At 74.8% G+C, this 14977-nt stretch carries 13 protein-coding genes and 3 pseudogenes; 7 read left to right on the top strand and 9 right to left on the bottom strand.

What is annotated here, in order from left to right; translation table 11 throughout:
* The 3 genes and pseudogenes from ABEB00_RS04275 to ABEB00_RS04265 form a co-directional block, all read left to right on the top strand.
* Positions 1-286, top strand: a pseudogene (locus ABEB00_RS04275) (6-phosphogluconate dehydrogenase); the annotation flags it as partial.
* 6 nt (positions 287-292) lie between these two features.
* The gene (locus ABEB00_RS04270) at positions 293-877 is read left to right on the top strand and encodes a histidine phosphatase family protein (protein ID WP_345617502.1); all 585 of its coding nucleotides are present in this window, start codon (positions 293-295) and stop codon (positions 875-877) included.
* Between the two features lie 72 nt (positions 878-949).
* A complete protein-coding gene (locus ABEB00_RS04265; protein ID WP_345617500.1) occupies positions 950-2413 on the top strand; it encodes a membrane-associated oxidoreductase in 1464 nt (487 codons plus the stop codon).
* 16 nt (positions 2414-2429) lie between these two features.
* Here ABEB00_RS04265 and ABEB00_RS04260 read toward each other — a convergent pair whose 3' ends face one another.
* Positions 2430-4214, bottom strand: a complete 1785-nt coding sequence (locus ABEB00_RS04260) for a bifunctional sugar phosphate isomerase/epimerase/4-hydroxyphenylpyruvate dioxygenase family protein (RefSeq protein ID WP_345617499.1) — start codon at positions 4212-4214, stop codon at positions 2430-2432.
* Between the two features lie 46 nt (positions 4215-4260).
* On the bottom strand, positions 4261-5136 hold the full coding sequence (locus ABEB00_RS04255) for a shikimate dehydrogenase (RefSeq protein ID WP_345617498.1): 876 nt from the start codon (positions 5134-5136) through the stop codon (positions 4261-4263).
* A gap of 155 nt (positions 5137-5291) precedes the next feature.
* Here ABEB00_RS04255 and ABEB00_RS04250 point away from each other — a divergent pair, with 155 nt between their 5' ends.
* Both ABEB00_RS04250 and ABEB00_RS04245 read left to right on the top strand, forming a co-directional pair.
* Positions 5292-5957, top strand: a complete 666-nt coding sequence (locus ABEB00_RS04250) for a TetR/AcrR family transcriptional regulator (protein ID WP_345617497.1) — start codon at positions 5292-5294, stop codon at positions 5955-5957.
* A gap of 164 nt (positions 5958-6121) precedes the next feature.
* The gene (locus ABEB00_RS04245) at positions 6122-7474 is read left to right on the top strand and encodes an MFS transporter (RefSeq protein ID WP_345617496.1); all 1353 of its coding nucleotides are present in this window, start codon (positions 6122-6124) and stop codon (positions 7472-7474) included.
* A gap of 25 nt (positions 7475-7499) precedes the next feature.
* Here the strand turns inward: ABEB00_RS04245 and ABEB00_RS04240 are convergent, their stop codons facing one another.
* Both ABEB00_RS04240 and ABEB00_RS36005 read right to left on the bottom strand, forming a co-directional pair.
* Positions 7500-8093 (bottom strand): GNAT family N-acetyltransferase, encoded by a 594-nt coding sequence (locus ABEB00_RS04240; protein ID WP_345617495.1) that lies wholly within the window; start codon positions 8091-8093, stop codon positions 7500-7502.
* A 101-nt stretch (positions 8094-8194) separates the two neighbouring features.
* Positions 8195-8311, bottom strand: a pseudogene (locus tag ABEB00_RS36005) (hypothetical protein); the annotation flags it as partial.
* Positions 8312-8519: 208 nt separating this feature from the next.
* On the opposite strand from ABEB00_RS36005, the gene ABEB00_RS04230 reads away from it, so the two are divergent.
* Positions 8520-9752, top strand: a complete 1233-nt coding sequence (locus tag ABEB00_RS04230) for a serine hydrolase domain-containing protein (RefSeq protein ID WP_345617494.1) — start codon at positions 8520-8522, stop codon at positions 9750-9752.
* Between the two features lie 30 nt (positions 9753-9782).
* Here the strand turns inward: ABEB00_RS04230 and ribA are convergent, their stop codons facing one another.
* Positions 9783-10442, bottom strand: coding sequence for a GTP cyclohydrolase II (gene ribA / locus ABEB00_RS04225; protein WP_345617493.1), 660 nt, complete (start codon positions 10440-10442; stop codon positions 9783-9785).
* Positions 10443-10502: 60 nt separating this feature from the next.
* On the opposite strand from ribA, the gene ABEB00_RS04220 reads away from it, so the two are divergent.
* The gene (locus ABEB00_RS04220) at positions 10503-11300 is read left to right on the top strand and encodes a creatininase family protein (protein WP_345617492.1); all 798 of its coding nucleotides are present in this window, start codon (positions 10503-10505) and stop codon (positions 11298-11300) included.
* Positions 11301-11533: 233 nt separating this feature from the next.
* On the opposite strand, the pseudogene ABEB00_RS04215 reads toward ABEB00_RS04220, so the two are convergent.
* The 4 genes and pseudogenes from ABEB00_RS04215 to ABEB00_RS04200 form a co-directional block, all read right to left on the bottom strand.
* Positions 11534-12271 (bottom strand): annotated as a pseudogene (locus ABEB00_RS04215) (lysylphosphatidylglycerol synthase transmembrane domain-containing protein); the annotation flags it as partial.
* A 65-nt stretch (positions 12272-12336) separates the two neighbouring features.
* The gene (locus tag ABEB00_RS04210) at positions 12337-13278 is read right to left on the bottom strand and encodes an SAM-dependent methyltransferase (protein WP_345617491.1); all 942 of its coding nucleotides are present in this window, start codon (positions 13276-13278) and stop codon (positions 12337-12339) included.
* Positions 13275-14540 (bottom strand): glycosyltransferase family 4 protein, encoded by a 1266-nt coding sequence (locus ABEB00_RS04205; protein WP_425586426.1) that lies wholly within the window; start codon positions 14538-14540, stop codon positions 13275-13277. Before ABEB00_RS04205 ends, ABEB00_RS04210 begins: the two co-directional genes overlap by 4 nt.
* Positions 14537-14935, bottom strand: coding sequence for a 6-pyruvoyl trahydropterin synthase family protein (locus ABEB00_RS04200; RefSeq protein WP_345617490.1), 399 nt, complete (start codon positions 14933-14935; stop codon positions 14537-14539). Before ABEB00_RS04200 ends, ABEB00_RS04205 begins: the two co-directional genes overlap by 4 nt.
* Positions 14936-14977: the final 42 nt, after the last annotated feature.

Below are 14977 nucleotides of genomic sequence, written 5' to 3'. Positions count from 1 at the left end.
CCGCTCCTGGCAGGAGGGCACGGTCATCCGCTCCTGGCTCCTCGACCTCGCCGTCAACGCCCTCGACGAGGACCACCACCTGGAGAAGCTGCGCGGCTACGCGCAGGACTCCGGCGAGGGCCGGTGGACCGTCGAGGCGGCCATCGACAACGCCGTGCCGCTGCCCGCGATCACCGCCTCCCTCTTCGCCCGGTTCGCCTCCCGCCAGGACGACTCGCCGCAGATGAAGATGATCGCCGCGCTGCGCAACCAGTTCGGCGGCCACGCCGTCGAATCCGCCAAGTAGCCCGCCGTGGGAGATCTGCTGCTGCTGCGCCACGGCGAGACGGAGTGGAGCCTGTCCGGGCAGCACACCAGCCACACCGACCTGCCCCTCACCCCCCGCGGTGAGGAGCAGGCCAAGTCCCTGGCCCCGGTGCTGTCCGGGCGGCCCTTCGCCCTGGTGCTGACCAGCCCGCTCGACCGTGCCGTGCGCACCGCCGAGCTGGCCGGCCTGGTCGGCGCGGTGCCCGACGCCGACCTGCGCGAGTGGGACTACGGCGGCTACGAGGGCGTCACCACCCGGGACATCCACCGCTCCCGGCCCGACTGGGACCTGTGGACCGACGGGGTGCCGCCCGGTACGGAGAGCCCCGGCGAGTCGCCCGAGCAGATCGGCCGCCGTGCCGACCGGGTGCTGGCCACCGTGGCGGAGGCACTCGCCGTCGGTGACGTGGCGCTCGTGGCGCACGGGCACTTCCTGCGGGTGCTGACCGCCCGCCGGCTCGGGCTGCGGCCGGCCGACGGACGGCTGTTCCAACTGGCGACGGGAACGCTCAGCCGCCTCTCCACCGAGCACGACCGGCCCGTCATCGCGGAGTGGAACGCGCAGCCGTGATCCCCGAGGTCCGACTCCCGGCGGCCGGGGCCTGGTTGACAGGCCCCGGCCGCCGCGTCAGAGTCCCGGCTGATGGAGATCAACGAGCTGACGCCGGCCGAGGCCCGGGTGTGGCGGGCCTTTCCCCGCGGCGAGCGGGTGGACTTCCGGGCGGCGGACGACGAGGACCCGGCCGAGGGCGGCTCGTGGGGGCCGGAGCGGACCGTGCGGGCCGCCGTGCTGCGCGCGCTCCTGCTGGGCGGTGACCGGGCGGACGGCGAGATCGCCTCGCTCGGTCTGGCGGGCGCCCGGATCACCGGAAGCCTCGAACTCCAGTACGCGACGATCGAGCATCCGGTACGGCTGCGCCACTGCCACTTCGAGGAAGTGCCCCGGTGCTACGCCGCCCGGCTGCGCGAGCTGAACCTCAGTGAGTCCGTCCTGCCCGGACTGGTCGCGCACGCGATCCGGGTGGACGGCGTACTGCGGATGACCCGGACCCGGTTCCACGGGCTGGTCCGGCTCGCCGGGGCGGAGATCGCCGGGAGCCTGTACCTGGAGGGCGCGCGGATCGACGCCCCGGACGCCGGGGAGCCGGTGCTCCAGCTCAACCAGGCCGTCCTGGGCGCCGACCTGTGGGCCCCGGGGCTGCGGGTACGCGGGCAGACCCGGCTCACCGGTGCCTCGGTCGCGGGCCGGATCGGACTGGCCGACGCCGAACTGGACGCACCCGGGGGCGTCGCCCTGGACGCCCAGTACCTCAGCGTCGGCTCGGGGGTGGGCGCGCGCTGCCTGCGCGCGCGGGGGCGCCTGGACTTCCGCGGCGCGCGCGTCCCGGGCACCCTCGACCTGCTGCACGCGCACCTGTCCGAACCGGGCGACACGGCGCTGCGGGCGAGCAGCTCGGTCATCGGCGAACTGTGGCTGCGCGGCGGCGAACGCCTGACGGGCGCCCTCAACCTGCGCCGGGCGCGGATCGACCACCTCACCCTGGCGCCGGAGATGGTGCCGGACCAGGTGTGCCTGAGCGACCTAGGATACACCGCGCTGAGCCCGCACGAGCCCGCCGCCCACCGCCTGGCCATGCTGGAGCGGGACGGCGACGGCTATGTGCCCTACGCCTACGAGCAGTTGGCGGCGTCCTACCGCCGGATCGGCGACGACGGCGCGGCCCGCACGGTCCAGCTCGCCAAGCAGCGCCGGCACCGCCGCACCCTGCCCTGGTACGGCCGCCTCTGGGGGCATCTCCAGGACGCCGCCGTCGGCTACGGGTTCCGGCCGCTGCGGGCCGGCGGCTGGCTGCTGTCGCTGCTCGCGGCCGGCTCGCTCGCCTACGGGCTGCACCCGCCCGCGCCGCTGAAGCCGTCCGAGGCACCGCAGTTCAACCCGGTCTTCTACACCCTCGACCTGCTGCTGCCCATCGTCTCCTTCGGACAGGAGTCGGCGTTCGCGCCGAAGGACCACCAGCAGTGGCTGGCCTACCTCCTCATCGTCCTGGGCTGGATACTGGCCTCCACGGTGATCGCGGGCGTGACCCGCACCGTCAACCGGCAGTGACCGCCCGCCGCCGCGCTCAGGCGTGCTGGGCGGCCAGCCGTACGGCCGCGTTCGGGGCGCCGTAGCCGCGGTAGCCGCCGTCGCGCTGGAGGAGTTCGACGAAGACGTGGCCGACGGTGCGCGTGTAGCAGTGCCGGAACTCGCCGTACGCGTCGCGGTCGTAGAGGATGCCGAGTTCGCGGTAGGTCTCCAGCTCCCCGTCGGCGAACTCGAACCGGGCGGCGAGGTCGTCGTAGTAGTTGGCGGGGATCGGCAGCAGGTGGCCGCCGGCCGCGCGGAAGCGGCGGGCGGCGGCGACCACGTCGTCGGTGCCGAAGGCGAGGTGCTGGGCGTGGACGGTGTCGTCGCTGGGGGCGGCGCCGACGCTCAGCACGATGCGGACGCCGCCGTCGTCGCTGGTGACGGCGCGGCTGCGCTGCAGGCCGTAGGGGTCGGCGACGTCCACGCTCTCCTGCGGGCGCAGGCCGAGGACGCTGCGGTGGAAGAGGGCGGCCTCGTCGAAGTGGTGCCAGTGCTGGGTCAGGGCGAGATGGTCGATGCGGCAGACGGCCCCGGCCTCGGGGGCGGGACCGGCCGCCTCGAAGTCGGCCCGCCAGTCGGGGCCGTCCGCCCCGGGGGCCGCGCAGAAGAACAGTTCGGTGCCGTCGGGGGCGGCGACCGCCTCCAGTGCCGCGTCCTCGGCGGCGCGGCGGCGCGGCAGCACCGGGGCCAGCAGGGCCTCGGCGCGGCGGACCGCCCCGGCGGGGTCGGGCGAGGCCAGGCCGACGGCGGCCAGGCGGGTGCCGTCGCGGCGCTCGGCCGGCCCGGTGTTGACCAGCACGGTGGCCTGGTCGCGCTGGAACAGGTCGACGGGTTTGCCGCGGTGCCGGGCGGTGCGGGTGAAGCCGAGCGCGCCGAGCAGGGCGGCGACGGGCTGGGCGTCGGGGGTGAGGAGTTCGGCGAAGGCGACGCCGGTGGGGACGACGGGCGCGGGCGGCGCGGCGAGAGCGACCTCCTCCTGGAGCAGCAGCAGCGAGCGCTGGGCGTCCCGGGCCGTCGGACCGGCCTCGGCCTGCCGGAAGACGTCGTTGAACACTTCGAGGGAGAGCGGGCCGTCGTAGCCGGTGCGCAGGACCTGCCGTACCAGTCCGGCGACGTCGAAGCCGCCCTGGCCGGGGAAGCAGCGGTAGTGGCGGCTCCACTGCAGGACGTCCATGGCGAGCCGGGGGGCGTCGGCGAGCTGGAGGAAGAAGATCTTCTCACCGGGGATGCGGGCGATCCCCTCGACGTCCTCGGGGCCGGCGCTGCGGGACAGGATGTGGAAGCTGTCCAGGCAGGTGCCGAGGGCGGGGTGGCCGGCGGCGCGGACGACCCGCCAGGCGTGGTCCCAGGTGCTGATGTGCCGGCCCCAGGCGAGCGCCTCGTAGGCGATCCGGACGCCGGAGCCGGCGGCGAGGTCCGCCAGCCGGCTGAGCTGGGCGGCGGCGAGGTCGTCGTCGTCCACCGCCTGCGGGGCGACGCTGGAGCAGACCAGGACGGTGTCGGCGCCGAGCCTGCGCATCAGTTCGAACTTGTGCCGGGCGCGGCGCAGGGCGCGGGCGAAGTCCTCCTCGGGGAGCGCCTCGGTGTCCCGCATCGGCTGGTAGAGGTCGATGGTGAGGCCGAGGTCGGCGCAGCGGGAGCGGATCTCCTCCGGTGTCAGCGGGCTGGCCAGCAGGTCGTTCTCGAAGATCTCCACACCGTCGAAGCCGGCCCGGGAGGCGGCCGTCAGCTTCTCGGTGAGCGAGCCGCTGAGGGAGACGGTGGCGATGGACGTACGCACGGCGGTACCTCTTCCTGTCGCGGGGCCGCGCCCCTGCTGCGCGCCTCTACCGGGGGGTCGTCACGGGGCCGGCCAGCTCGCGGAAGTCCGCGAGCATCCCGGTGCTGTCGGGTTCCCGCCCGGTGAAGAGGCGGAACGCGTCCACGGCCTGGAAGACGGCCATGCCGCCGCCGTCGAGCGTGGCGCAGCCCAGGGCGCGGGCGGTGCGGAGCAGCTCCGTGCGCAGCGGCCGGTAGACGACCTCGGCGACCCAGAGTCCGGGGTGGAGCAGCTCGGCGGGGAACGGCAGGCCGGGGTGGGCGGCCATGCCGGTGGGGGTGGCGTGCACGACGCCGTCGGCGCGGGCGAGGAGCCCGGCGAGGGCGTCGGGGGCGGCGGAGTCGGCCCGGCCGGTGCCGAAGTGCCGGTTCAGGGAGCCGGCCAGGGCGGCGGCGCGCTCGGGCAGCGGGTCGACGACGGTGATCCGGCCCGCGCCGAGGGTGAGCGTGGCGTGCGCGACGGCGGCGCCGGCCCCGCCCGCGCCGAGCTGCACGATCCGCTCCAGCGGCGCGTCGGGCAGGCCCCGTGCGAAGGAGGCGGCGAAGCCGGTGACGTCGGTGTTGTGGCCGACCGCCCGGCCGCCGTCGAGGACGACGGTGTTGACCGCGCCGAGCGCCTCGGCCTGCGGGGAGAGCCCGTCGAGGTGCTCGATGACGAGCTGCTTGCACGGGTGGGTGATGTTCAGCCCGTCGAAGCCCAGGTCGCGGGCGGAGCGCAGCAGGTCGCCCACCGCCTCGGGCGGCGCGCCGAGGGCGTCGATGTCGAGCAGCCGGTACACGTAGCGCAGGCCCTGCCGGTCGGCCTCCCGCTCGTGCAGGGCCGGGGTGAGGGACGGGCCGATGCCGGCGCCGATCAGTCCGACGAGATACGAGTCCTTGGCCATCCGGACCTCCTGAGCGGGCGCCTAATGTACGAACCAGTACGTTAGTAATAGCAGCCAGGTGAGGGCCCGGGGAAGACCTGGTCGGCGCGCGGCGGCGGTCCGGGGCGGGCTTCTAGAATCACGGCACCGGCCGCAGCCCCAGCCTAAGGAACCCGATGACCAGCGTCGAAGAACCGGCACGATCCAACGGGCGGATCCGCGACGCCGCCCGCACCCAGGCCGAGATCCTCGACGTGGCCACCGGGGAGTTCGCCCGCGCCGGCTTCGACGGGGCCCGGGTCGACGAGATCGCCGCCCGCACCCGCACCACGAAGCGGATGATCTACTACTACTTCGGCGGCAAGGAGCAGCTCTTCACCGCGGTCCTGGAGCGGGCGTACGGCGTCATCCGCGAGGCCGAGCAGCGGCTGGACGTGGAGCACCTGGACCCGGTGGCGGCGATCCGGCGGCTGGCCGAGGTGACCTTCGACCACCACGAGCGGCACCCGGACTTCATCCGCCTGGTCAGCATCGAGAACATCCACGGCGCCGAGCACATCGCGGCCTCCGAGAAGCTCGGCAGGATGGGTTCCCCCGCGCTGGACGTGATCCGCCGGATCCTGGCGGCGGGCCAGGAGTCGGGCCTGTTCACCGCCGACGTGGACGCCGTCGACCTGCACGCGATGATCAGCTCCTTCTGCTTCTTCCGGGTCTCCAACCGGCACACCTTCGGCGCCCTGTTCGGCCGCGATCTGGTCGATCCCGGCCGGCGCGGGCACTACCGGGCGATGCTCGGCGACATGGTGATCGCCTATCTGACGGCGGAGCGGGCGGCGGGCTGACGCCGGGGGGCCGCCCGGACGCCTTCACCCCTTGACACCCAGGAAACCTCGGCGCAACATCCCTACCCAACCGCGACTAACTATCCAGTGGGTTAATTAGCCGTCCGGCACTTCTCCCCTCCGCTCTCTCCGCCTGCGGTGGAGTCCCCCGAAGGAGCAACGCCGTGTCCGTCCCCGCCACCGCCCCCGAGGCCCCGCCCGGGCAGCCGAAGAAGGCGGCGACCGCCGCCTGGATCGGCAGTGCCCTGGAGTACTACGACTTCTTCATCTACGGCAGCGCCGCCGCACTGATCTTCCCCGAGGTCTTCTTCGACGAGTCGGACCCGGCGACGGCCACGCTGCTCTCCCTGGCCACGTTCGGTGTCGCGTACGCCGCCCGCCCGGTCGGCGCGTTCTTCCTCGGCCACGTCGGCGACCGCCTGGGCCGCAAGAAGATCATGATCTTCACGCTGATGCTCATGGGTCTGTCGACGTTCCTGATCGGCTGTCTGCCCACCCGGGACCAGGTCGGCACGCTCGCGCCGGTGCTGCTGGTGCTGTGCCGCGTCCTCCAGGGCATCTCGGCCGCCGGGGAGCAGGCGAGCGCCAACTCCATGACGCTGGAGCACGCGCCGGGGGACCGGCGCGGCTTCTTCACCAGTTTCACCCTCAGCGGCACCCAGGGAGGACAGTTGCTCGCCACCCTGGTCTTCATCCCGGTCGCCGCGCTGCCCGAGGAGCAGTTGCTCTCCTGGGGCTGGCGGGTGCCGTTCTGGGTGAGCGTCGCCGTCGCCGGCGTGGGCTACTTCATCCGCCGCAACCTGGACGAGACGCCGGCCTTCGAGAAGCAGGCCGCCGCCGCGGGCGTGGTGAGGATGCCGCTGGTGGTGCTGGCGCGCGAGCACTGGGCGGACGTGCTGCGGGTGGTCGGGGGCGCGCTCATCGCCTCGGTGTCCACGATCTTCACGGTCTGGGCGCTGGCGTACGCCACCAGCGACTCGGTCGGCATGTCCCGTACCGCGATGCTGTGGGTGGGGGCGCTGGCCAACGTGGTCGCGCTGGCCGCGATCCCGCTGTGGGCGACGCTGTCGGACCGGATCGGCCGGCGGCCGGTCTTCCTGATCGGCGCGGCCGGCAGCGCGGTGGCGATGTCCGGATACCTGTGGGCGGTCTCGACGGGCTCCTACCCGCTCACCTTCCTGCTCGGCATCCTCTGCTTCGGCGTGGTCTACAGCGCCGCGAACGGCGTGTGGCCCGCCTTCTACGGCGAGATGTTCGCGACCCGGGTCCGGCTGTCCGGCGTGGCGATCGGCACCCAGATCGGCTTCGCGGTGTCCGGGTTCGCCGTGACGTTCGCCGCGCGGATCGCGGGTCCCGACGGCGACGACTGGTCGGCGGTGGCGCTCTTCACGGCGGCGCTGTGCGTGCCCCCGGTGATCGCCGCGCTGACGGCCCGTGAGACGCACCTGGTGCCCACCGAACAGCTCGGCGAGCGGCCCCGCGAGGAGGCGGCACGGCGGGAGAAGGCGTCGGCCTGACGTTCCCGCGCGGCGGTCCGCTCGATCATCTCAGCAGGCGCCCCACGTCCCACACCGACGTCAGTTCGACGTCGTCGGCGAGCCGGTAGGTCCCGAGGGCGGTGGCCCCGAGACGCACGTACAGCCTGGCGCTCTCGGGGCTCGACGCGTCTCCGTAGACGGGCAGCCCGGGGTAGGTGCGGACGCAGTGCCCGATGAGGAGGGTGCCGACGTTCTGGTTGCGGTGTCCCGGCCGGACGGCGAGCGCCTCTCCGTACCAGTGAGGTTCTCCCGTCGGGTGGTTCTTGCGCGCGGTACGGAAGTATTCGAGCACGTTGTCCGCGGCGTCCCCGCAGGCGTCGCGGAGCTGGTCTTCGGCCTCCGCCCACTCCGCGTCGCTCTCGATGGCGGTGGAGGGGCGGCCGAGGAGGACGCCCTTGTCCGGCACGAGGAACGCGTCCCCGGCCGTCACCGCCTCGCCGACCATCCACCGCAGCAGCCGGGGCGCGAGGCGCTCGTAACGCTCCGGTGTGGTGAACAGCCACCGGATGACGGGGTCCTCCGCGAAGCCTTCGGTCAGGATCGCCGTCATCGCGTCGATGTCCTCGGGCGTGCCGCTGCGCACTGTGGGCGAGGTCATTCGGTGGGGCCCCCTGGGATCGGTCTTCCAACACCTCCGGGAACACTTTCATATATAGGCCCTTTCGGACACCTGCGTCCCAAACCTCAGCGGCCCTTTTTTCAGCCGGGATGTCCTCGCTGGCCGGTGGCCCATCCCCGCCGGCACAGCACCAGCCGGTATCCGTCCGGGTCCTCGACGGTGACTCCCCACTCGTTCCAGTAGGGGTTGGGGCGGGGAAGCACGGGCGCGGCGGCGGCGCGGACGAGTTCCAGGTGCCGCGGGGCGCTCGCGGCGTAACCGGGCGGGAGGGGGCCGGGCATCGGCCGGGCGGCGCCGAACAGGCCCCGATACCGGGCGGGTTCGCGTGTTGTCCCCGGTCGGGAGGTCTGAGGCGGGCCGCGTGGGGTATGCCGGTCCCACCCCGACGATCTACGGAGGAGAGCGATGGCACGGCTGCGGCAGGAGACCGACCCGGACGAGGCGGGACTGGACGGGAAGGCGCTCGACCGGCTGGACCGGCATTTCGCGCACGAGGTGGACGAGGGCCGGCTGCCCGGCTTCCTGGTGGCCGTGGCCCGCGGCGGGCGCGTCGCCCATCTCACCGCGCACGGCCACCGGGACGTCGCCGCCGGCCTGCCCGTGACGGCGGACACGCTGTGGCGGATCTACTCCATGACCAAGCCGGTCACCTCCGTCGCCGCGCTGATGCTGGTGGAGGAGGGGCTGCTCTCCCTCGACGATCCGGTGGCGCGGCATCTGCCCGCCTTCGCCGAGCCGCGGGTCTACGCCGGCGGCGAGGCGCCGGGCGTCACCACCCGCCCCGCCGACAATTCCCTGCTGGTCCGGCACCTGATGACGCACACCGCGGGACTGACCTTCGCCTTCTACCACTCCCACCCCGTCGACGCCCTCTACCGCGCGGCGGGCCTGGAGTCGTCGGTAAGGCCCGGCGCGGACCTCGCCGAGACGGTGGATCTGTACGCGAGCCTGCCGCTGCAGTTCGAACCCGGCACGCAGTGGAACTACTCCGTCGCCAGCAATGTGCTCGGGCGGGTGGTGGAGGTGGTGAGCGGCCGGCCGCTGGACGAGTTCTGCGCCGAGCGGATCTTCACGCCGCTCGGCATGGCGGACGCCGGGTTCCAGGTCGACGACGAGCAGGGGCGGCGGCTGGCCGAGCTGTACGGGGAGAAGGACGGCGGCGGCATCGAGCCGATCCCCGGGCTGCCGTTGCGCGGCGGGCGGCCCACGTTCCTCTCCGGCAGCGGCGGCATGGTCGCCTCCGCGCACGACGTGCACCGCTTCGCGGAGCTGCTGCGCCGCCGGGGCACCCTCGACGGCACTCGGCTGCTCGCCCCCGGCACGGTGGACCTGATGACCCGCAACCACCTGCCCGGCGGCGCCGACCTGCGCGCCTTCGGCAGTCGCCCGGCCCACGACGAACCCGGCAACGACGGCGTCGGCTTCGGCCTCGGTGTCTCCGTGGTGACCGACCCGTCCCGCACCCAGGTGCCTTCCGGGCTCGGCACCTACGGCTGGAGCGGGGTGGCGACGACGACGTTCTGGGTCGACCCGGGCCGGGACCTGACCGTGCAGTTCATGACGCAGGTGCGGCCGAAGTCCTCGCACACGCTCTTCCGGGACCTCAAGCGCCTGGTGCACGAGGCGGTCGTCGGCTGAGAGCGCCGGCCGGGCGGGCCGGCGCCCGGGTCAGGACAGGTGGGCCACCGCGTCCAGGTGGGGCAGGTGGTGGTCCATGCGCTCCCGCTTGGTCCGCAGGTAGGTGAGGTTGCTCTCGCACGGCGGGATGAGCAGCGGCACCTGCTCGGCGACCTGGATGCCGTGCCGTACCAACGCCTCCCTTTTGCGCGGGTTGTTGGAGAGCAGGCGGACCGAGCGGACGCCCAGGTCGGTGAGGATGCGGGCGGCGGCCCCGTAGTCCCGGGCGTCCACCGGCAGCCCGAGCGCCACATTGGCCTCCACCGTGTCCAGGCCCTCCGCCTGGAGGGCCATCGCCCGCAGTTTGGCGAGCAGGCCGATGCCGCGGCCCTCGTGGCCCCGCAGGTAGACGACGACGCCGGCGCCCTCGGCGGCCACCGCGCGCAGCGCGGCGGCGAGCTGGTCGCCGCACTCGCAGGTCCGGGAGCCGAACGCGTCCCCCGTCAGGCACTCCGAGTGCAGCCGGGTGAGGACGCGGTCGGCGCCGGGGTCGCCGTGGACCAAGGCCACCTGCTCGTCGCCGCGCTCGTGGTCGTGGTAACCGACCGCCCGGAACTGCCCGTGGACCGTGGGCAAAGGGACAGTCACCACGCGTTCCACGTCGGTGCGGGGCATGGACTTCGGGCCCGGTACGCCCACTTCTTCTGTCATCATTCTCGGATTCCTAGGGTCTGTCGTCTGGGTTCCCAGAGTCAGCGGAAAGGCCGTGCGATGAGGGATGCTGCGGGAATACGGGGGCCGTTCCCGGGGACGGTCGTGGCGGACACCACGGAGGACGTGCGCCGGCGGGCGGCCGGGGGCGGGCGGCAGGTGGCGGTGCTGCCGGTCGGGAGCTTCGAACAGCACGGGCCGTACCTCCCGTTGGCCACCGACACGCTGGTGGCCTGTGCCGTGGCCGGCGCGATCGCCGCCGCCCACCCGGTGCACCTCCTTCCTCCGGTGACGATCTCCTGTTCGCACGAGCACGCGGCCTGGCCCGGGACGGTGAGCATCTCCGCGGCGACCCTGCACGCGGTGGTGCGGGACATAGCGGCCTCGTTGCGCCGGTCGGGCGTGGCGGCGCTGGTGCTGGTCAACGGGCACGGCGGGAACTACGTCCTGGGCAACGTCGTGCAGGAGGCCTCCGCGCGCGGTGAGCGGGCGGCGCTGTTCCCGGCGGCCGAGGACTGGGAGGCGGCCCGACTGCGGGCAGGTGTCACCACCTCGCTCCTGACCGACATGCACGCCGGGGAGATCGAGACCTCCGTTCTCCTGCACGCCCATCCGGAACAGGTACGGCCCGGCTATGAGAATGCCGATCTCGTCGCGGACGACCGGCGTCATCTGCTCTCCCTCGGTATGTCCGCCTATACCGATTCCGGTGTCATCGGCCGCCCCTCACTGGCCTCGGCGGAGAAGGGCGAGAAACTGCTGGCGAGCCTCGTGGATTCCTTCGGGGCGTATTTCGCGCTGCTGACGCGGGAGAGCGAGGGCGCGGCGGAGGGGACGCCGGGAGGCGAACGCGGGTAGCGGCGCTCGGGCGCGGAGCGGGCCCCGGGCGGCGCACCGTTCGCCTGGTTCGCCCGGTTCTCCTGGTTCGCCCGGTTCTCCTGGTTCGCACCGTCCCCCTGGTGCGCCTGGTTCGCCTGACGCGTGCCGGGGTCACGGCGGCGGGCGACCAGGACGACGGCGCCGGGCAGGCTCGCCGCGAGGCTCAGCACTCCGTAGACCACGGCGACACCGAGGCCGTTGCCCGTCCCCAGCCCCGCCGCGCCGAACGACCAGGCGGTGACGCCCTCCCGGGGGCCCCAGCCGCCGAGGTTGAGCGGCAGGCTCATCGCGAGCAGCGCCAGTACGGCCAGGGGCAGCAGGGCGGTGGCGGAGGCCGGGGTGCCGACGACCCGCGCCGCGAGCAGGAACATGCCGAGGTGCCCGGCCAGGACCACGGCCGAGGAGAGCGCGATCCCCGCCCAGTCGCGCAGCGGCAGCGGGCCGCGGCGGTCCTCGCCGCGCCCCGCACGCCGGGGCTGTCGGCCGGTCCGCGCGCGGGCCCGGCCGGCCCGGACCGCGACGGTGACCGCGCCGGCGCCCAGCGCCGCGAGGCCGAGGAGCGGCAGCAGCCGCCGGGTTTCGTCCCGCACCGGGGAGGCCGCGGTCACCAGTACCAGGGCGCCCACCACGGCCAGTACGGCCTGTCCCGCGGCGCGTTCGAGGACGACGGCCCGCACGCCCCGGCCCAGGGCCGAGCGCCCGTGCCGTACCGCGCGGTGCACGTCACCGAGGACGCCGCCGGGCAGCGCGGCGTTGAGGAACAGCGCGCGGTAGTAGTCGGCTACGGCCGGGCCGAGCGGCAGCCGGATGCGCAGCCCCCGGGCGACCAGGGTCCAGCGCCAGGCGCTGCACACCGTGGTGAGCACGCCGATCCCGGCCGCCGCGAGCAGCGCGGGCCCGTCGATGCGCCGCAGCCCGTCCAGGAACGCGCCGCCGCCCAGCCGCCACACCAGCGCGGCGAGCACGGCGCCACCGGCGAGGCCGCCGAGGTGGCGCCGCAGCACCGGCCGCGCGCTCACCGGTCGCCGCCGGCCGGCCGGCGGCACAGGGCGAGCAGATCGCTGTGGTGGACGACCACCCGCAACTCCCCCGCCGCGCACGCCGCGAGCCGCTGCGCGAGGTACGTCCGCGCCCGCGCCCGCAGCCCGGGACGCTGCTCGACGGCCGCGCCGACCCAGCCCCGCAGCCACTCGGCGGTGAGCCGGGCCTCGCCGGGCCCGAGCCGCCACGGGCTCGGGCACACCCGTACGGTCGCGCCGTGCCCGGTGAAGGCGTCCACCGCCGTCCACACCGCGTCGGGGCCGAGCAGTCCGCCGCGTCGCTGGTGGGCGTCGAACGCCTCGGCGACCGGTGCGTCCAGGGGGTGGGCGGGGCTCAGTTCGACGCGTCCGGCGACGGAGAGGGTCAGCAGCGCCGCGCACCCGGCTCCCGCGCAGGCGGCGGCGAGCGTGCCGACCTCCTCGGCGGTGAGCACGTCCAGCAGCGCCGACGCCGTCACCAGCGCCGCTCCCCGCAGGGCGGCCGGGGTGAGCCGGGCGAGTTCGCCGCGCCGGGTCTCCACGGTGACCGGGCTGCCGTCGGCGGCGGTCCGCGGGGCGCCGGCGGCGGCGAAGTGCAGCAGGTACGGGTCGCGGTCGTGCAGGGTCCAGTGCTGCGGGCCGTCGAGCCGCGGCGCCAGCCAGCGGCCCATCGATCCGGTGCCGCAGCCCAGGTCGTGCACGGTGAACCCGTCGGCGCACCCGGCGAGCCGGTCCCGCAGGGGCCCCAGCGTCTCGGGGGCCCGCGCGGCGGCGTCGGCCGCCTCCCGCAGCCGCAGCCACTCGGGGGCGTAGCGGGCCGGCTGCCGCGGGGTGTCCTCCGGCGGCCGCGGGGCGGACCGGTCGACGGGACCGGCGCCCGGGATCACCTCCCCCGCGGCCGGCGGCGGCGTCGGGAGGTGGGCCGGCGGCCTTCTCACGCCGCCCTCCCGGGCCGGCCGTCGGGGAGCAGGCGCAGTACGCCGGCGAGGCTCCGGGCGGTGGCCGCCCAGCCGGTCAGGGACGCCCGGCGGCCGCGCGCGGCGGCCTTGAGGCGGCGGCGCACGTCCGGCTCGCCGAACCAGCCGCGCAGCTCCGCCGCGAGGGCGGCGGGGTCCTCGGGCGGCACCAGGATGCCCGGCACGCCCCCGTCGGGGGCCCGGCCCAGCGCCTCCGGCAGCCCGCCGACGTCCGTCGCCAGCACCGGGACACCGCGCGCCAGCGCCTCCGTCACCGCCATGCCGTAGGTCTCGGCGTAGGAGGCGAGGACCATCAGGTCGGCGGCGGCGTACGCGGCGTCGAGGCCGGCGCCGGTCCGCGGCCCCGCCAGTTCGAAGCGGTCCCCGATGCCGTGCGCGCCGATCCGCTCCCGCAACCGCTGGACGTACGCCGGGTCGTGGCCGAGCCCGCCGACGCACACGCAGTGCCAGGGCAGTTCGGGTACCGCGGCGAGCGCCTCCAGCAGCCGGTGCTGCCCCTTGCGCGGGGTCACCGCGGCGACGCACAGCAGGTGGGAGACGCCGTCGGTGCCGGGGGCGAGGGGCGCGATGTCGGCGCCGGGGACGGCGAGGTGGACGCGGCCGGGGTCGAGGCCGTGGTGGGCGATCAGGCGGCGCACCGCCCACTCGCTGGTGGCGACGGTGGCCGGCACCGCCCGCAGCACCGCGCGTTCCCGGGCGTCCAGGTCGGCGGCGACGGCCGGTTCGAGTCCGGTCTCGTCGCCGAGCGGGAGATGTGCGAGGACGGCGAGGCGCAGCCGTGCCGCCTCCGGGACGACGATCTCCGGTACGCCGCAGGCGACCAGCCCGTCCAGCAGGACGACGGCGCCGTCCGGCAGCCGGCCGAGCGCGCGGGCGAGTCCGGCGCGGGCGTCCGGCGCGGGCCGGGGCCAGTCGCCGTCCACGACGACCGGGCGCACCCGCCAGCCGAAGCCGGGCAGGTCCAGGGCGACGCGCCGGTCGTAGGCGTTGCCGCCGCTGGGCGCGGCCGGATCGTCCACGCCACCGGGCAGGACGAAGTGCACGGAGCGCAGGGACATGGGGAGGAGATCGCCGTTCCCCGGGGCGGTCGCCTGCGCGGGTACGCGGGCGAGCCGCTTCCGGTCGGTGGTGCCGCGGACCGGGCCGGCGCCGGCGCCGGTCGCCGGGCCGGCGACCAGGTCGGCGGGCGGGCCGGCGAGGGCGCCGGTCGTCGTGTCGTTCACAGCGCACGCTCGTAACTCGCCCAGGCGATGTGCGACTCGTGCAGGGTGACGGTGAGGCCGGCCAGGCCCCGGGCGCCCTCGCCCAGCGCGCCCGCGTGCACGCGCTCGGCGAGCCGGTCGGCGATCGCCCTGGCCAGGAACTCGGTGGAGGTGTTGACGCCGGCGAAGCCGGGTTCGTCGTCGAGGTTGCGGTAGTTCAGTTCGCCGACCACCGCCCCCAGCTCGCGGGTGGCCAGGCCGATGTCGAGGACGATGTTGTCCTGGTCCAACTGCTCGCGCCGGAAGGTGGCGTCCACCAGGAACGTCGCTCCGTGCAGACGCTGCGCGGGCCCGAAGACCTCGCCACGGAAGCTGTGGGCGATCATGAGGTGATCGCGGACGGTGATGCTGAACAACGGGCGACCCTCCAGGTGTGGTGCGTCTGATCCCGCGGTTCG

Origin of the sequence: Streptomyces ziwulingensis (genome assembly GCF_039542605.1) — a bacterium.
GTDB lineage: Bacteria > Actinomycetota > Actinomycetes > Streptomycetales > Streptomycetaceae > Streptomyces > Streptomyces ziwulingensis.
The sequence above is the reverse complement of the archived record's forward strand: the minus strand, read 5'-3'. Positions and strand labels throughout refer to the sequence as shown.